The organism is Sporosarcina sp. So3-204, assembly GCF_058068165.1.
The window spans coordinates 3,572,742-3,587,326 of sequence record NZ_CM176485.1; the positions used below are offsets into that span (position 1 = coordinate 3,572,742).

At 39.5% G+C, this 14,585-nt stretch carries 16 protein-coding genes and 2 other annotated features; all 16 genes read right to left on the reverse strand.

The genetic code is table 11. The annotated features are described in order from the left end of the window. Positions 1–70 precede the first annotated feature (70 nt). A complete protein-coding gene (gene rpoB / locus AC3RV6_RS17660; protein ID WP_489747264.1) occupies positions 71–3,619 on the reverse strand; it encodes a DNA-directed RNA polymerase subunit beta in 3,549 nt (1,182 codons plus the stop codon). Positions 3,620–3,811: 192 nt separating this feature from the next. Further along, on the reverse strand, positions 3,812–4,414 hold the full coding sequence (locus tag AC3RV6_RS17665; protein ID WP_489747265.1) for a class I SAM-dependent methyltransferase: 603 nt from the start codon (positions 4,412–4,414) through the stop codon (positions 3,812–3,814). Between the two features lie 93 nt (positions 4,415–4,507). Next, the gene (gene rplL / locus AC3RV6_RS17670) at positions 4,508–4,867 is read right to left on the reverse strand and encodes a 50S ribosomal protein L7/L12 (protein WP_489747266.1); all 360 of its coding nucleotides are present in this window, start codon (positions 4,865–4,867) and stop codon (positions 4,508–4,510) included. Positions 4,868–4,948: 81 nt separating this feature from the next. Then, positions 4,949–5,452 carry a 50S ribosomal protein L10 gene (gene rplJ, locus AC3RV6_RS17675; protein ID WP_489747267.1) on the reverse strand — a complete coding sequence of 168 codons (504 nt, stop codon included), beginning with the start codon at positions 5,450–5,452 and terminating at the stop codon, positions 4,949–4,951. A 33-nt stretch (positions 5,453–5,485) separates the two neighbouring features. Beyond that, positions 5,486–5,631 (reverse strand) — a sequence feature (ribosomal protein L10 leader region). A gap of 46 nt (positions 5,632–5,677) precedes the next feature. Continuing rightward, entirely contained in the window at positions 5,678–6,379 is a 702-nt protein-coding gene (gene rplA, locus AC3RV6_RS17680; RefSeq protein WP_489747268.1) for a 50S ribosomal protein L1, read from the reverse strand. Between the two features lie 117 nt (positions 6,380–6,496). Next, the gene (rplK, locus tag AC3RV6_RS17685) at positions 6,497–6,922 is read right to left on the reverse strand and encodes a 50S ribosomal protein L11 (protein ID WP_489747269.1); all 426 of its coding nucleotides are present in this window, start codon (positions 6,920–6,922) and stop codon (positions 6,497–6,499) included. A 174-nt stretch (positions 6,923–7,096) separates the two neighbouring features. Next, positions 7,097–7,633: a transcription termination/antitermination protein NusG gene (nusG, locus tag AC3RV6_RS17690; protein ID WP_489749300.1), complete on the reverse strand. Its 537-nt coding sequence runs from the start codon at positions 7,631–7,633 to the stop codon at positions 7,097–7,099. 111 nt (positions 7,634–7,744) lie between these two features. Continuing rightward, complete coding sequence (gene secE, locus AC3RV6_RS17695) at positions 7,745–7,930, reverse strand: preprotein translocase subunit SecE (protein ID WP_489747270.1); 186 nt, start codon at positions 7,928–7,930, stop codon at positions 7,745–7,747. A gap of 55 nt (positions 7,931–7,985) precedes the next feature. Next, positions 7,986–8,135, reverse strand: coding sequence for a 50S ribosomal protein L33 (gene rpmG, locus AC3RV6_RS17700; protein WP_489747271.1), 150 nt, complete (start codon positions 8,133–8,135; stop codon positions 7,986–7,988). 80 nt (positions 8,136–8,215) lie between these two features. Next, positions 8,216–8,866: an RNA polymerase sporulation sigma factor SigH gene (gene sigH, locus AC3RV6_RS17705; RefSeq protein ID WP_489749301.1), complete on the reverse strand. Its 651-nt coding sequence runs from the start codon at positions 8,864–8,866 to the stop codon at positions 8,216–8,218. A 66-nt stretch (positions 8,867–8,932) separates the two neighbouring features. Beyond that, positions 8,933–9,451, reverse strand: coding sequence for an NYN domain-containing protein (locus AC3RV6_RS17710; protein WP_489747272.1), 519 nt, complete (start codon positions 9,449–9,451; stop codon positions 8,933–8,935). After that, the gene (gene rlmB, locus AC3RV6_RS17715; protein ID WP_489747273.1) at positions 9,448–10,218 is read right to left on the reverse strand and encodes a 23S rRNA (guanosine(2251)-2'-O)-methyltransferase RlmB; all 771 of its coding nucleotides are present in this window, start codon (positions 10,216–10,218) and stop codon (positions 9,448–9,450) included. The genes AC3RV6_RS17710 and rlmB overlap by 4 nt, the downstream gene beginning before the upstream one ends. Beyond that, complete coding sequence (locus AC3RV6_RS17720; protein WP_489747274.1) at positions 10,215–10,637, reverse strand: Mini-ribonuclease 3; 423 nt, start codon at positions 10,635–10,637, stop codon at positions 10,215–10,217. Before AC3RV6_RS17720 ends, rlmB begins: the two co-directional genes overlap by 4 nt. A gap of 5 nt (positions 10,638–10,642) precedes the next feature. Beyond that, positions 10,643–12,046, reverse strand: a complete 1,404-nt coding sequence (gene cysS, locus AC3RV6_RS17725) for a cysteine--tRNA ligase (RefSeq protein WP_489747275.1) — start codon at positions 12,044–12,046, stop codon at positions 10,643–10,645. Next, entirely contained in the window at positions 12,046–12,705 is a 660-nt protein-coding gene (gene cysE, locus AC3RV6_RS17730; protein ID WP_489747276.1) for a serine O-acetyltransferase, read from the reverse strand. Before cysE ends, cysS begins: the two co-directional genes overlap by 1 nt. A 50-nt stretch (positions 12,706–12,755) precedes the next feature. After that, positions 12,756–12,972: a binding site (T-box leader), on the reverse strand. Positions 12,973–13,070: 98 nt separating this feature from the next. Beyond that, positions 13,071–14,531, reverse strand: a complete 1,461-nt coding sequence (gltX, locus tag AC3RV6_RS17735; protein WP_489747277.1) for a glutamate--tRNA ligase — start codon at positions 14,529–14,531, stop codon at positions 13,071–13,073. Positions 14,532–14,585 lie beyond the last annotated feature (54 nt).

A 14,585-nucleotide genomic window follows, 5' to 3' on the forward strand; every position in this document is an offset into this window, starting at 1 on the left:
ATGGGAAACGATAAGGAGAAAGCGTGCAACTTTCTCCCAAACATCTATGATTGTTACTTTGTTAATAAAATTAAGTACGTTGTTCAGCCTTCATAAGGTTCAAAGCGTCTGTTGGTTGCATATCATCATCTTCATCAAGATTACGCAATTCAATTTCTTCAAATTCAGCAGTTAGCATTTTAACGTCTAGTCCAAGACTTTGAAGTTCTTTAATGAGAACTTTAAACGATTCAGGTACGCCCGGTTGAGGAACACTTTCACCTTTAACAATAGCTTCATATGTTTTCACACGTCCAACTACATCATCCGACTTAACAGTTAAAATTTCTTGAAGTGTATAAGCAGCACCATAAGCTTCAAGTGCCCAAACTTCCATCTCCCCGAAACGCTGTCCACCGAACTGAGCTTTACCACCAAGTGGTTGCTGCGTAACAAGTGAATATGGTCCTGTTGAACGAGCATGTAGCTTATCGTCAACCATGTGATCAAGTTTAATTAAATACATTATACCAACAGATACACGGTTGTCGAACGCTTCACCTGAACGCCCGTCATACAATACTGTCTTACCATCACGGTCCATTCCTGCTTCTTCCATTGTAAGCCACACATCTTCTTCATTAGCTCCATCAAATACTGGTGTTGCCATATGAATGCCTAGTGTTCTTGAAGCCATACCAAGGTGCATCTCGAGAACTTGACCAATATTCATACGTGATGGAACGCCAAGTGGATTTAGCATGACGTCAATCGGTGTACCGTCTGGCAAGTAAGGCATGTCTGATTCCGGTAAAATACGTGAAATAACACCTTTGTTACCGTGTCTTCCCGCCATTTTATCCCCTACAGAAATTTTACGCTTTTGAACAATGTAAGCTCGAACAAGTTGGTTTACACCCGGAGGTAACTCATCGCCGTCTTCACGGTTAAACACTTTAACATCTAAGACAATACCACCTGCTCCGTGAGGTACCCGAAGTGATGTATCACGAACTTCACGAGCTTTCTCTCCGAATATAGCATGTAGGAGACGTTCTTCAGCTGTGAGTTCAGTTACACCTTTAGGCGTTACTTTACCTACTAGGATATCACCGTCACGAACTTCAGCGCCTATACGAATGATTCCACGGTCATCTAAATGACGAAGCGCTTCTTCACCCACATTCGGGATGTCACGTGTGATTTCTTCAGGTCCAAGCTTCGTATCTCTCGCTTCTGATTCGTATTCTTCGATATGGACTGAAGTATAATCATCATCTTTCACGAGACGTTCACTCATAATAATGGCATCCTCATAGTTAAATCCATCCCAAGTCATGAAAGCTGTGAGCACATTACGACCAAGCGCAAGTTCACCTTTCTCCATAGAAGGACCATCCGCGAGAATCTCTTTCTTTTCAACGCGATCACCTGCACGAACGAGCGGGCGTTGATTATAACAAGTCCCCTGGTTCGATCGGATGAAGTTATTAAGCTTGTAAGTTGTTAAATCGCCTTGAACTTCTTTCCCATCAACTGTTTCTATGCGACGAACGCGTATTTCTTTCGCCTCAACATGTTCAACAATTCCTTCATGAATAGCAAGTACAGCTGCTCCTGAATCACGTGCAGAGACGTATTCCATCCCAGTCCCTACTAGAGGTGACTGTGGATTAAGAAGCGGCACAGCTTGTCTTTGCATGTTCGCTCCCATTAGCGCACGGTTAGAGTCATCGTTCTCTAAGAAAGGGATACAGGCAGTTGCAGCAGAAACGACTTGTTTTGGAGATACGTCCATGTAGTCAATTTGATCACGTTTGAATACCGTGTTATCACCTTGAAAACGTCCAACAACGCCGTCACTTGTAAATGTCCCATCATCGTCAAGCAGCGAGTTCGCTTGTGCAACTACATAATTATCCTCAACATCTGCTGTTAAGTAATCAATTTGTGTTGTTACACGTCCAGTTTCAGGATCCACTTTTCTATATGGCGTTTCAATAAAACCAAATTTGTTTACTTTCGCAAAAGTGGATAACGAGTTTATTAGCCCGATATTCGGTCCTTCTGGCGTTTCAATTGGACACATACGGCCGTAGTGAGAGTAGTGAACGTCACGTACTTCCATACCAGCACGTTCCCGTGTTAATCCACCGGGTCCTAGTGCAGACAATCTACGTTTATGCGTAAGCTCAGCTAGTGGATTTGTTTGGTCCATAAACTGAGATAACTGTGAACTACCGAAAAATTCTTTTATAGATGCAATAACTGGACGGATATTAATCAGTTGTTGCGGCACAATAGAAGCAGTATCGTTAATAGACATACGCTCTTTAACAACACGTTCCATTCGTGATAAACCTATTCGGAATTGATTCTGAAGTAATTCGCCAACAGAACGAAGGCGACGATTTCCAAGATGATCTATATCGTCTGTATTTCCAACTCCGTGAAGCAAATTGAAGAAATAACTTATTGACGCAGTGATATCAGCGGGCGTAACATGTTTAATAGAATCATCAATATACGCGTTTGATATTACATTAATCACTTGTTCTTCTTCACCGTTAGGATTCGGTGCATAAACTTTAATCGTTTGTATAACCATATCCTCATCTAGAACATCGTCTTTATGAGAAATTGCTTGGAAGCCTACCCCTTTTTCCAAATGAGGAACTAAACGATCCAATGCTCGGCGATCAATTAATTCGCCTTTCTCCAAAAGAATTTCACCTGTTTCAGGATCTACTAGTGTCTCTGCAAGTGTTTGATTAAATAAACGATTTTGAACGTCAAGTTTTTTATTCATCTTATAACGACCAACATTAGCTAGGTCATATCTTTTCGGATCGAAGAAGCGAGAGTACAATAAGCTTCTTGCACTATCAAGTGTTGGTGGTTCACCCGGGCGAAGTCTCTCGTAAATCTCAAGTAATGCCTTTTCTGTTGTTTCAGTATTATCTCTTTCAAGCGTGTTTCTTAAATATTCGTTATCACCTATTAAATCTATGATTTCATCATCAGTCGAGAAACCAAGCGCACGAATAAGTACAGTAATAGGTAATTTACGTGTACGATCAATTCTTACATGAACAACGTCCCGCGCATCTATCTCATACTCAAGCCACGCACCGCGGTTAGGAATAACCGTTGCTCCGAATCCTCTTTTTCCGTTCTTGTCTACTTTCGCACTATAGTAGACACTTGGCGAGCGGACAAGCTGGGAAACAATAACCCGCTCAGCCCCATTAATAATAAATGTTCCGTTCTCTGTCATAAGTGGAAAATCACCCATAAATACATCTTGTTCCTTCACTTCTTCTGTTTCCTTGTTGTGAAGTCGTACTTTTACTCGTAATGGTGCCGCGTAAGTCACGTCGCGTTCTTTAGACTCACCTACTGGATATTTTGCATCCTCAAGATGATAATCGACGAACTCCAACGATAGATTCCCAGTAAAGTCTTCAATCGGTGAAATATCGTGGAACATTTCTCGTAAACCTTCTTCTAAGAACCAATCGTATGACGCCGTTTGAATTTCGATTAGATTGGGAAGTTCCAGAACTTCTTTGATCCGCGCGAAACTTCTACGCTGACGGTGTTGACCATATTGAACTAGATGACCTGTCAACTCATTCACCCCTCATATGCAATAATAATTCTTTGCGTAATTAAAAAAGAAAATGAGTTCTAGCAAGAGCTCATTTTCGGTTTGACAATCTTTCTTACATCGTCAGTATGCCATTTATTGTTATCTTTCATGCAAAAGGGCACACGATTGCACAATATTAATTTATACATTCAATAACCCTACCACATATGCAGCAAAACATCAAATCTTTTTCACTTTTAATATAAGGTAGCCTTTTTTCTTAATAACCGTTTCAACATTTCCAAATAACTCGTTTAAGTAGTTTATCGTTGAGGGTGCACCTTGCTTCTTTTGGATGACTATCCATAACTCGCCACCAATTCGAAGCTTATCAAAGGAATTCTTATAGAAACTAAAAACCGTTTCTTTTCCAGCACGTATTGGAGGATTAGTCAGTATCGCAGCAAAATTATTTCCTTGCACAGCAGACAACGCATCACTTGAATAAATCAGTACGTTTGAAACACTATTTTGTTTGGCGTTATGCATGCAAAGATTAAGTGCTCTTTCATTCACATCAACCATGTGAATATTTCTTTCCGGAAGTAATGTAGCAATCGTTAATCCAATAGGACCATAACCGCAGCCAACATCAAGTATTTCGCCGTCAATTTCAGGCAAAACGAAGCTTTCCACGAGTAGCTGAGAACCAAAGTCAACTTCACCTTTACTGAACACGCCAGCATCAGTCATAAAACGCAACGTTACACCACATAATTCAGCAGACCATTCTTTAGGTCGACTTTCAACTTTTGGATTTTTCGAGTAATAATGCTCAGACATGCAAGCACTCCTTCTTTACGGTATATCACGGATATAAAAATGAAGAAAAGCCCGTCTTAGCCGACGAGCTTTTCTACTTTGTTCGTAAAATTATTACTTAACTTCTACTGAAGCGCCAACTTCTTCAAGTTTAGCTTTTAATGCATCTGCATCTTCTTTAGAAATTGCTTCTTTAACAGCTTTAGGAGCTTCATCAACTAGTGCTTTAGCTTCTTTCAAACCAAGACCAGTAATTTCGCGAACCGCTTTAATTACTTGGATTTTTTTGTCTCCAGCAGATGTAAGGATAACATCAAATTCTGATTGCTCTTCTTCTACTGCTGCTCCAGCTCCTGCTGCTGCAACTGGTGCTGCTGCTGTTACGCCAAACTCTTCTTCAATTGCTTTTACTAAGTCGTTAAGTTCAAGAACTGTCATTTCTTTAACAGCTTCTAAGATTTGTTCTGTAGTCATTATAATTTCCTCCTAATATTTGTGTTTGTCAGGTATTCACCAATAAAATTATCGGCTTAGCCCCCGCAATTTTTCGCTTAATTAAGCGCCTTCTTGTTCTTCTTTTTGATCTGCAACAGCTTTTGTAATAGCTGCTAGATTGCGCATTGGTGCTTGAAGAACGCTGAGTAGCATTGACAGTAGACCATCGCGTGATGGAAGTTCTGCTAAAGATTTTATTTCTTCTTGAGAAGCAATAACACCTTCAATAATACCAGCTTTAATTTCTAGCTTGTCGTTTTTCTTTGCGAAATCGTTAAGGATTTTAGCAGGAGCAACAACGTCATCGTTTGAAAATGCTAAAGCGTTTGGTCCTGTTAGGTGTTCGTTTAACCCTTCAAGTCCGATCGCTTCAGTTGCACGGCGTGACATTGAGTTTTTATAAACTTTAAACTCAATACCTTGATCACGAAGATTTTTACGAAGTTCTGTTACTTCACTTACGCTTAATCCACGGTAATCTACAACAACTACAGTAGCCGCTGATTTCAGTTTCTCTGTAATTTCGCCAACAACTGCTTGTTTAGCTTGTAATACTTTGCTCATCTGGACACCTCCTAAAAATTTTTAGAATTACTTATACCGATATAAAAACCCTCTATCCACATTAAGCAGACAGAGGGTAGAAAAGTCGTCGTCTTTAATAAAAGAGAGCGTCTTGTCCTCGGCAGGATATTTAAGTGGCAAGCCACTCCTACTGTCTACGGTACAAATAAATATTGTTATTCACAACAATAGCCATCTTACATGAAGAGGCTGATGTTGTCAACATTATTTCTTCATCGTAACACTTGATGAATCAATTTTAACTGCCGGCCCCATTGTAGTCGTCACGTTAACAGACTTCATGTATGTGCCTTTAGCTGCAGCTGGTTTAGCTTTTTGAATTGTATCAAATACAGTTAAGAAGTTCTCTTCAAGTTTTTCATTATCAAATGAAACTTTTCCGATTGGCGCGTGGATGATACCTGCTTTATCAGCACGGTATTCAACTTTACCCGCTTTAATATCTTCAACTGCTTTTGTAACATCAAATGTAACAGTACCTGTTCTTGGGTTTGGCATAAGCCCTTTAGGTCCAAGAACACGACCAATCTTACCAACTTCACCCATCATATCTGGAGTCGCTACGATTACATCGAAATCGAACCAGCCTTGTTGGATTTTAGTAATATATTCCACGTCTCCAGCATAATCTGCTCCAGCCGCTTCAGCTTCTTTAAGTTTTTCACCTTTAGCGAAAACAAGTACACGTTGTGTATTACCAGTACCGTTCGGAAGTACGACTGCGCCACGAATCTGCTCATCGTTTTTCTTCGTGTTGATACCTAGACGAAACGCAACTTCTACACTTGCATCAAAATTAGCTATGCTAGTTTTTTTCGCAAGTTCGATCGCTTCTTTGAAATTGTATAAATTTGTGTTGTCGACAAGTTTCAATGCCTCAACTAATTTCTTACCTTTTTTAGCCATTTAAAAATTCCTCCTCCGTTGTGGTATTAGCGGGTTAAACCCTCCCACGAATAAAGGTTGCGTGTTCCGGAGAACTGCCGCAACCCATTGTTACAATAAAGCTCTATTTAATGGGAATCAATCTTCGATTGTAATACCCATACTGCGTGCAGTACCTTCAACCATCGCCATCGCCGCTTCAACTGACGCCGCGTTTAGATCCGGCATTTTTTGTTCTGCTATTTCGCGAACTTTATCACGTTTAACTGTCGCTACCTTCGTTTTATTCGGTTCACCTGAACCCTTTTGAAGATTAGCTGCAACCTTTAGCAATATTGCTGCAGGTGGAGTTTTTGTAATAAATGTGAATGAACGATCTTCAAACACAGAAATTTCAACTGGAATAATTAGTCCTACTTGATCCGCTGTACGTGCATTGAATTCTTTACAGAATCCCATGATGTTCACGCCCGCTTGTCCAAGTGCTGGTCCAACCGGCGGAGCCGGATTTGCTTTCCCTGCTGGAATTTGTAATTTAACAACTGTTGTAATCTTTTTAGCCACGAGACACACCTCCTTAAGTCCGTGATGTGGTAACAGGGTTGCCCCTCCCACTCATCAATATGTTTCTGCCAGCTTACACTGATAGATTTAGTTATATTTGTTCAAACCAGACATTTATAGCCTGACCTTTGAAAGGATACCACTATTTCGCAAGAAGCGCAAGTATTTTTATACTTATAATAATTTTTGGACTTGCACAAAGTCAAGTTCCATTTTAGTCTCGCGTCCAAACATGTCTACTGATACCTTCACTTTACCTTTTGCTTCATCAATTTCTTCAACTTTACCTTGAAATTCTGCGAACGGACCTTCAAGTACTTGAACCGTTTCTCCAATTTCTATGTCAAAATCAAGTCTGCCTTCTTTAACGCCCATTTGTTTAAGGATAAAGTCAACTTCTTCTTCTAGTAAAGGTGTTGGTTTAGCCCCGCCACCCGACGATCCGATAAACCCGGTGACACCAGGCGTATTCCGAACGACATACCAAGAATCGTCCGTCATAATAATTTCAACAAGGACGTATCCCGGAAATGTTTTTTTCATAAGCACACGTTTCTTACCATCTTTAAAATCCGTTTCTTCTTCTTCAGGTATAATTACACGGAAAATTTTATCCGCCATCCCCATTGTTTCTACGCGTTTCTCCAGGTTTGCTTTGACCTTATTTTCGTAACCGGAGTACGTATGAACAACGTACCAATTCTTTTCCATATCCATAATTTAGAGGACTGAACGTCCGTCCCTCCTTTTCCCATACAATGTAAAAAAACCCGCTCATACTTATAGACGGGCTATTTTTAAGGGGAGATTTTATTTAAATTTTTAAAGCGCTAGATACCATTCCATTATGCTTGAAATACCGAGGTCCGTAAGTGCAAAGTAAACAGCCATAAAAGCAACTGTTACTAGAACAACAATTGTATAGCGTGTTAATTGTTTACGTTTCGGCCAGCTGACTTTTCTCATTTCTGAGACGACGGCTTTTAAAAAACCACTTATTTTACTCATGCGTATCGTGACCCTCCGAATAAAAAATGTATTGCTAATAATTTCCAAGCAAACATTAAGCTGTTTGCTTGTGTACTGTATGCGTGTTGCAACGTTTGCAGTGTTTCTTCAAAATTAATCGTTCTGTTGGCTTATTGTTACGGGCTGGTACGGAATAATTACGTGATCCGCATTCGTCACAGCTTAATATAATTTTCTTAGACATTCTCACTCATCCTATACGACTTTTTGTCTTGCTAAAGAGTACCATCTAAAATACTGTATGTCAATAAAGCAGGTCGACTATTAACGTATAGCATCTAATTGCATATAACGTTCAAGTTTGCGTTTAATTCTTTGTAGTGCATTGTCTACTGACTTTACTTGACGATTAAGTTGATTAGATATTTCTTCATACGAGCGACCTTCCAAATAAAGTGCTAACACTTTTTTCTCAAGACCACTTAAAACTTTGTTCATTTCTTTTTCCATGAAAACAAAATCTTCCTTATGAATAATTAGATCTTCAGGATCATCAAGTAATGGCCCGGAGATTATATCAAGTAACGTTCGTTCCGATTCTTCAGCATATACAGGCCGATCGAGGGATATTGATGTATTAAGCGGAATATGCTTTTGCCTGGTCGCTGTCTTAATCGCTGTAATGATTTGCCGTGTTATACAAAGTTCAGCAAAACCTTTGAACGAACTTAGCCTGTCCGCTTTAAAATCGCGAATCGCTTTGTATAGACCAATCATACCCTCTTGAATGATATCCTCACGATCCCCGCCGATTATAAAATACGAGCGTCCCTTTAATCGAACGAACGAACGATACTTCGTAATTAGGAAGTCAAGTGCATCCGTGTTTCCTTCTTGAATAATGATAATGATATCTTCATCAGATAGTTTAGTGAAATCTAAAATTTCTCCGTTAACATACGCTGTTCCCAACAACTGGATCACCCCGATTCACCATTGGTCTAATCTAAGTATAAGTATGGAAAATTTTAACGTCAACCGTTATTTTAATCCCCTTCTCCACTTTTCGAATACTTTCTCAATTTCATCAGTTAAAGGAATCTTTGAAAAGGGACGCTGTTCCTTGAAGTCACGTACTTTCTTAGAGATAAGCTTACCTATTTCATTCATTTCAACCTCAAGTTCTCTAGCCGATTTTCTCAGGGCACCTTGTGCAAATATAATCCATTGCTCTGTTAAATCAGACGTAGCCACATGAATTTGAACACGTCGATGACTTAGTTCTGCTACTAGTTTTTCAATTCTTTCATCTGCTGTTTCATTTTCCCTCGTAAAAAGCACTTCAACATCATGGCTTAGCTTTTTCTTCTCTAATCCATGCATCAAATAAGCATCAAAAACAACAATGACGCGCCACCCTGTGAAAGCTTTGTATTCCGCCATTCGCTCAATAAGTAAATCACGTGCATCGGATAGACGATTACTTTTCAGCTGGCGTAATTCCTCCCACGCCCCAATGATGTTATAACCATCGACTAGCAGTATATCTTCTTTTTTCATTTATTTTGATTGATCGGGTATCGCTTACGCAAGACCTCATACATTAGAAGCGAGGCTGCTACGGAGGCGTTCAGCGATGTTACATGTCCTCTCATAGGCAAGTGATAAAGGAAGTCACACTTCTCTTTCAGCAAGCGAGAAATCCCCTTCCCTTCACTTCCGATAATTACAGCAAGCGGCAATGTCGCGTCCATCAGTCGATAATCAGTTGATTTTTCAGCATCCGTGCCCGCAATCCAGAGACCACGCTTTTTTAATTCTTCCACCGTTTGCGAAAGGTTGTTCACTCTAACAACAGGTACATGTTCAATCGCACCCGTAGACGATTTAGCCACAACGGCTGTTAGACCTACAGAACGACGTCTTGGAATAATGACACCATGAACTCCTGACGCATCAGCAGTTCTAAGAATAGACCCTAAATTATGCGGGTCTTCCAATTCATCCAATATTATGAATAACGGGTCTTCTCCCCGTTCAGTCGCAACTTTAAATAAATCTTCCAGTTCCGCATACTTATAAGCAGCAATCGAAGCAACAATCCCCTGATGATTAGCATCAAGTAAGTTGTCTAATCTTTGTTTAGGAACAGATTGAACAATAACGTTTGCTTCTCTTGCAAGTGATAGAATTTCACCAATACTTTTCTTATTTAACCCCTCTGCAATCCATATCTTATTAAGCTCTCTACCAGACCGTAGCGCTTCTACAATTGGATTTTTACCACCGATTATTTCAACTTCATTTTCATTTTCTATTTCTGTCATGTTAACTTTTCCTCCTTGAGTTCTTCGATAAATCGAATCGCTTCTTTTATAAATTCCTGAACCCTATCGGTCCTATCAAGCAGATATATATAACCCAGAACCGCCTCAAAACCAGAACTGCTCTTATAGGTAACTACATCAGTATTTTTAGGTACGGAACCAGATTTCGCATTTCGCCCTCGTCTCATAACAGCAGACTCTTCATCTGTCAGGAACTCAATCGCCACCATATGTTGTATCACTTTCGCTTGGGATTTCGCAGACACATAGCTCGTTGCTTCGCGATGTAATACATTCGGCCTCACACGGCCTGAACGTATCAAATGCTCTCGAATCGCTTGTTCATAAACAGCATCCCCCATATAGGCGAGCCCAAGCGCGTTCATTTGTTTTACATCCATATCGCGTAATACATACATCTATTTCACCCTCTTCTCCAACGTGTACCTTGCGCTGTGTCTTCCAGTTGAATTCCTTGTGCTTTTAACTGATCTCTAATTTCGTCCGAACGACTAAAATCACGATTACGACGCGCTTCTAATCTTTTCTCAATTAAATCTTCAATTGTAGCATCAAGTAAATCATTTTCATTATTACTAATTCTAAGTCCTAACACATCCATCAATTCTTCAAAAGCAGAGATGAATTGCTCAATTACTTCTGATTCTGTATTCTCTTCTAATAAATATACGTTTGCTTGCGATGCTAACTCAAATATCGCCGCTATACCATTAGCCGTATTAAAATCATCGTCCATCGATTTTTCAAATTGGAATTTGCATTCATTAATCTTTGGCACCCATATATTATTTTGCTCCACCAAGTTAGTTGAACTTTCAAGGCGATGCTTTAAGTTATTATAAGCAGTTAATATTCTATTAAGCCCATTTGATGCATTTTCAACCAACTCTTGCGAAAAGTTAATTGGATGTCTGTAATGAACTGATAACATAAAAAAGCGTAGAACTGTAGGGTCGATACTTTTTCTTATATCGTTCACAAGCACAAAATTATCTAGTGACTTCGACATCTTTTCGTTATCAATATTAATATACCCATTATGCATCCAATACCTCGCGAACTGTTTTCCAGTCATCGCTTCTGATTGCGCTATTTCATTTTCATGATGCGGAAATGCCAAGTCTTGACCACCAGCATGAATATCAATTGTGTCTCCTAGATGCTCACGCACCATAACAGAACATTCTATATGCCATCCCGGTCGACCATGACCCCAAGGGCTATCCCATGAGATTTCCCCTTCTTTTGCTGCTTTCCAAAGAACAAAATCCAACGAATTTTCCTTTTTATTGCCTTCTTCAATACGCGCTCCAACAAGTAATTCATCCGTAGATTGGCTGGATAATTTTCCATAACCTTCAAACTTTTTCGTACGGTAATAAACATCTCCTTGAGACTCATAAGCATAGCCTTTGTCAACAAGGACTTGAACAAACTCAACAATATCTTCAATATGATCTGTCACTTTTGGATGCGCATCAGCCTTATTGCAACCAAGTGCTGTAACGTCTTCAAAATAAGCATTAATAAAACGCTCTGTTAATTCACTTACATCTTCACCAAGTTCTCTGGCCGCTTTAATAATTTTATCATCAACATCTGTAAAGTTAGACACAAAATTAACTTCATAACCCCGATATTCTAAATAGCGACGCACTGTATCAAATACGATAACTGGTCGCGCATTACCAATGTGGATGTAATTATAAACTGTAGGTCCGCATACATACATCTTTACTTTACCTTCTTCAAGTGGAATGAAGGGCTCCTTACTCCTTGTTAATGTGTTATATATTTGAATACCCATTACAAATTCACTTCTTTCTTTTTCGTATCTTCAATCTGCTCAATTTGTTTTTGTAAAGACGCTATTTTACTTTCTAGCTGGTTACACTTATCCGCCACCGGATCCGGTAAGTCTTGATGGTCATGTTTACCTCTAACCTTTACGCCGTTTGTAATAACGACAGTTCCCGGAATACCTACAACCGTAGAATTCGCCGGCACATCTTTCAATACGACAGAACCAGCACCGACTTTACTGTTTTCTCCTATTGTAATCGACCCTAGAACCTTTGCTCCCGATGCTACTAAAACGTTGTCAAGTAGTGTAGGATGCCTTTTTCCTTGTTCATTACCAGTTCCACCAAGTGTAACGCCTTGGTAAAGTGTTACATCATTACCAATTTCACACGTTTCTCCAATAACGATCCCCATACCGTGGTCAATAAATAATCGCCGCCCAATTGTTGCACCTGGATGAATTTCAATACCCGTAAAAAATCTATTAATTTGCGAAACACATCGTGCCAAAAAACGAAGATTCTTTTTATATAATGCATGTGCAATTCGATGTGACCATACCGCATGCAAACCAGAATAAGTTAATATAACTTCAAAACCACTACGTGCCGCAGGATCCTGCTCTAAAATACACTTTATATCTTCTCTCACTTTTCGAAACAATCAGCTCTCCTCCTTATTTTAGAAAATAAAAATACGCCTCTGCCAAAAATGACAGAGACGTATTAAATACGTGGTTCCACTCCGCTTGAAAGGTCACACCTTCCCGCTTAAAGCCCTATAACGCTGGCGAAGCGTTCGGCCTACTACTCTTTCGGCGCGACACTCAAAGGGGCATTTCCACAACGTAGCGGCACGGATCATTTGCAGCCAATGACGATCCTCTCTGTAGAGCTTACATTGTGTACTTATCCTTATCTAGGTTTTAATTATAGGGTTACTAAGCAAGAATAAACGCTTTAACCACTATTATACTCTCGAATTTTCTTAATAGTTCAATTTTACACACAGTATTTAAAATGTCAATTTTACTGACCAGAAAAATTTGAAATACGTGAAATCGCAACTTCTTTACCGATTAACGCGATTGCTGCAGGTAACTCAGGTCCATTTGTTTGACCAGTTGTAACTACACGAACCGGCATAAACAAGTTTTTACCTTTATGCCCAGTTTCTTTTTGAACCGCTTTGATTGCAGCTTTTATCGAGTCAGCATCGAATGTCTCTAGCGCCTCAAACTGTCCTTTTAGTGACGCCATTACTTCCGGTACTTGCTCAGCAGAAAGTACAGCCTTAGATTGTTCATCATATTCAATTGCCTCAGTGAAGAACTGGGCGGATAGCTCAACAATTTCAGCACCAAAGCTTAATTGATCGTGATAAAGTGCGATTAAGTCATGCGCCCAATCCTTTTGTTCATCGCTTAACTCCACTGGTAACGCCCCAGATTTTTGCAAATGCGGCAATGCAATTTCAATCACTTTTTCAAGTGGCAACTTTTTAATATATTGATTATTCATCCATGCCAATTTGTCTTTATCAAATACCGCCGGTGATTTTGATAAACGATTTGCATCGAAAATAGAAACTAGCTCTTCTTTCGTAAATAACTCCTCTTCCCCTTCAGGAGACCAGCCAAGAAGAACGATAAAGTTAAAAATAGCTTCCGGTAAATAACCCAGCTCTTCGTATTGTTCAATAAACTGAATAATTGACTCATCACGTTTACTTAACTTTTTACGTTGATCATTAACAATCAATGTCATATGGCCAAAGATTGGCGCTTTCCACCCAAACGCTTCATAAATCATAAGTTGTCTAGGTGTATTCGATATATGGTCATCGCCTCGTAAAACATGCGTAATTTTCATATATTCATCATCAACAGCTACTGCAAAGTTATAAGTTGGTATCCCGTCTTTTTTCACGATAACAAAGTCGCCAATACCATCCGATTCAAAGGATACATTGTCTTTCACCATGTCATTAAACGTATATGTTTTCCCTTTAGGCACCGCAAATCGAATACTCGGCTCTCTTCCCTCAGCTTCAAGCGCAGCACGATCATCCGCAGTTAAGTGACGACATTTCCCGCCATATCGAGGCATTTGACTCTTAGCAGACTGTGCCTCACGTTCAGCTTCGAGTTCTTCAGATGTACAGTAACATTTATATGCCAAATCTTTTTCTAGTAACTGCTCGTATAACCCTTTATATATCTCATTTCTTTCGGATTGTCGGTACGGGCCATAATCTCCACCTACATCAACGCTTTCATCCCAATCCATACCTAACCATTTAAGATAATCAAGCTGTGACTTCTCGCCACCTTCAATATTCCGTTTACCATCTGTATCTTCAATTCGAATTATAAATTTCCCACCAAGATTACGCGCATATAAATAGTTAAAAAGCGCTGTTCTTGCGTTACCAATATGTAAATGTCCTGTAGGACTCGGTGCGTATCTAACGCGTACTTCATTTGTCATAATAAATCCTCCTAATTTTGCATGTCTATTAACAATAAGTTATTTTGACGTTAA

Coding starts and splice junctions, on each gene's coding strand:
- AC3RV6_RS17665 (WP_489747265.1), bottom strand. CDS start 4,414: ATGTCTGAGCATTATTACTCGAAAAATCCAAAAGTTGAAAGTCGACCT.
- rplL (WP_489747266.1), bottom strand. CDS start 4,867: ATGACTACAGAACAAATCTTAGAAGCTGTTAAAGAAATGACAGTTCTT.
- rplJ (WP_489747267.1), bottom strand. CDS start 5,452: ATGAGCAAAGTATTACAAGCTAAACAAGCAGTTGTTGGCGAAATTACA.
- rplA (WP_489747268.1), bottom strand. CDS start 6,379: ATGGCTAAAAAAGGTAAGAAATTAGTTGAGGCATTGAAACTTGTCGAC.
- nusG (WP_489749300.1), bottom strand. CDS start 7,633: ATGGAAAAGAATTGGTACGTTGTTCATACGTACTCCGGTTACGAAAAT.
- secE (WP_489747270.1), bottom strand. CDS start 7,930: ATGAGTAAAATAAGTGGTTTTTTAAAAGCCGTCGTCTCAGAAATGAGA.
- rpmG (WP_489747271.1), bottom strand. CDS start 8,135: ATGTCTAAGAAAATTATATTAAGCTGTGACGAATGCGGATCACGTAAT.
- AC3RV6_RS17710 (WP_489747272.1), bottom strand. CDS start 9,451: ATGAAAAAAGAAGATATACTGCTAGTCGATGGTTATAACATCATTGGG.
- rlmB (WP_489747273.1), bottom strand. CDS start 10,218: ATGACAGAAATAGAAAATGAAAATGAAGTTGAAATAATCGGTGGTAAA.
- AC3RV6_RS17720 (WP_489747274.1), bottom strand. CDS start 10,637: ATGTATGTATTACGCGATATGGATGTAAAACAAATGAACGCGCTTGGG.
- cysS (WP_489747275.1), bottom strand. CDS start 12,046: ATGGGTATTCAAATATATAACACATTAACAAGGAGTAAGGAGCCCTTC.
- gltX (WP_489747277.1), bottom strand. CDS start 14,531: ATGACAAATGAAGTACGCGTTAGATACGCACCGAGTCCTACAGGACAT.